This is a genomic window from Rhodanobacter sp. A1T4, from assembly GCF_014207185.1.
Taxonomy (GTDB): Bacteria; Pseudomonadota; Gammaproteobacteria; order Xanthomonadales; family Rhodanobacteraceae; genus Rhodanobacter.
Window position 1 is genome coordinate 1 of record NZ_JACHCP010000026.1, and the last position, 2813, is coordinate 2813.

Consider the following 2813-nt stretch of genomic DNA (forward strand, 5'->3'; position numbering starts at 1 on the left):
TGGGTGAAGGGGCTGGCCTTCGACTGGCAGCGCCTGTATGGCGCCCATCGACCGCGGCGTATCAGCCTGCCCACATACCCGTTCGCGCGCGAGCGCTATTGGATCGAGACTTCCGCCCTGCAACTGATCGATGTGACGGCAGCGGGTGGGATATTGCATCCGCTATTGCATCGAAACACATCCAGTTTCTCGGTGCAGCGTTTCAGTTCCCATTTCAGCGGCGAAGAATTCTTCCTCACCGATCATGTCGTGCAAGACACGCGGATACTGCCAGGCGTCGCGCAGCTGGAAATGGCGCACTGGGCAGCCAGCAAAGCGATCGAAGAGGACTGCACGCTGCAGTTGAAAAACATCGTCTGGATGCGGCCTGTCACGGTCGGCGAGGATGGGATCGATCTGCATATTGCAATGATTCCGCAACAGGATGGCGACATCAGCTTCGAGATCTACCGCGATGCCGAAGACGGCGAAACCGTCACGTATAGCCATGGCTCGATAATGGCTGTCGCAAGCGTGGAAGGTGATGCGCCGCTGGCACAGGATCTTGCCGCCTTGCGTCATCAGTGCAGCGATGCTCACTTGAGTGCAGCGCAGTGCTACGCCCTGTTCGGGCAGATGGGCTTGCACTACGGTCCAGGCTTTCATGGCCTGAGCGAATTGTTCGTTGGGCCGCAGCAAGTCCTGGCGCGAATTGCACTGCCCGTTTCGATGCAAATGGGCAACTATGTGCTGCATCCAAGCCTGCTGGACGCGGCGCTGCAAGCGGCTATTGGTTTGGTGCGCGCGGCTGCGGAAGTGGATAAGCCGGCGCTGCTATTGCCTATCGCACTGGAATCGCTGGATGTGCTGGCCCCCTGTGCCGCCACCATGTGGGCGGTAGTGCGCCACAGTGCTGGCGGTGCGGCAGGCGATGCGGTGCAGATGATGGATGTCGATCTATGCGACGAGACAGGGGCCGTATGCGTTCGCTTCAGCCAACTACAGTTGCGGGAATCGACGATCATCGCGGAGCCGAGCTTGGCTTTGCAAACCTTGTTGACGATCCCTGTATGGGAAGTTCAGCCTGCCGCAACCGATCGCGCTGCAGACCGCGTGTTCGCGCAGCATCGGGTGATGTTGTGTGACGTCGATGCGGCAGATGCCGATCGCGTGCAGGCACATATGCCGGGAGTGGTCTGCTCAGCTTTCGCCGCGGACGAGGATTTGGCGCAGCGCTATGAATCGGCCGCTGGTGAGTTGCTGGAACAGATCCAGTCGCTAAGCAGCCAGCCAGGAGAACATCTGATCCAGGTCGTGGTACCGAGCCATGGCATCGGTCAGACGATGGCGGGATTGGGCGGGATGCTGCGCACCGCACAGTTGGAAAATCCGCGTATTGTCGGCCAGGTGATCAGCGTCGAGTCCGGACAGGACGTCGTGCAGGCGCTGCTGGAAAACCATGGCGGTGAAGCGCAGCATGTGCGTTACGTCAAGGGTGTGCGCCAAGTGGGCGCTTGGGCTGAACGTCCATCGTCGCCGGATGTTGCGTCGCCGTGGAAAGCACAAGGCGTGTACCTGATTACCGGTGGAGCCGGTGGATTGGGCCTGATCTTTGCGCACGAGATCGCGCGTGAAGCGAAGGACGCAACGCTGATCCTGACCGGACGCTCGTCGCTGACGGAAGCGACGCAGGCCAAGCTGATCGAACTCGAAGCGCTGGGCGCGACGGTGCAGTACCGCTCGCTCGATGTGGGTGATCGCGACGCCGTGATGCAATTGGTGCGCGGCGTAGTCGACGATTTCGGCGACCTGCACGGCATCATTCACAGTGCCGGTGTCTTGCGCGACAGCTTCATCATCAAGAAGACCCGCGAGCAATTGAACGAGGTGTTGCGCGCCAAAGTGGCTGGCACACTGAATCTGGATGAGGCCAGCTGCGACATGCCGCTGGATTGTTTCATCTGCTTCTCTTCTATTTCAGGTGCGCTCGGCAACCTGGGGCAGGCCGACTACGCGGCGGCGAATGCGTTCATGGATGCGTTCGCGCACTACCGCAGCGAACTCACGGCCCAAGGCCTGCGCCATAGGCGCACGCTGTCGGTGAACTGGCCGCTATGGGAAGAGGGCGGCATGCAGGTCGATGCGGCCACGCGTCAATATCTGCTGCAGCAAACAGGCATTACGCCCCTGCGTAGTGTCAGCGGTTGCGCGGCATTGGCACAGGCCTTGTCGAGCGGCCTGCCGCAGATGCTGGTGGCCGAAGGCAAGGTGGAGCGACTGAAGGTCGCCCTGTTGAAAGATACGTTGGTGCAGCCATCGGCCGTGGTAGTGGTAGATCGTGCAGCACCGGCAGCTGAAGACTTGCGCGAAAAAACGATAGGCCATTTGACACGTCTGCTATCTACCACGCTCAAATTGCCACCGCACAAAATCGATGCGAACACACAACTGGAGGCTTATGGCATCGACTCCGTCATGGTGTTGGATTTGACCCTCAAGCTGGAAAAATCCTTCAGATCGCTGCCAAAGACGCTGTTCTTCGAATACCAGACGATGACGGCGCTTGCCGATTATTTCGTGCAACACCATCGTGCCCATCTGATTGAGCTGTTCGGTGAAAAGCTACCCGTTTCCGTACCGACGCTTGTGGCAAGACCGCGTGGTGACCTGATGGCGATGCCGGCTATGCGCCATCGTTCGCGCTTTGATTTGCGCAACAACGCGCCTGAGATCAGTGAGATCGCGATCATCGGCGTGTCGGGTCGTTATCCGCAGGCGGGCAACCTTGAGCAATTCTGGGCCAACCTGAGTGGCGGCAAAGACAGCATCACCGA

The 2813-nt window shown here is 59.7% G+C and carries 1 protein-coding gene; it reads left to right on the forward strand.

Annotation, left to right across the window (positions count from 1 at the left end):
• Window positions 1-2813: SDR family NAD(P)-dependent oxidoreductase (locus tag HDE80_RS21975; protein ID WP_184674455.1), on the forward strand; the 2813-nt coding region annotated here is incomplete at both ends.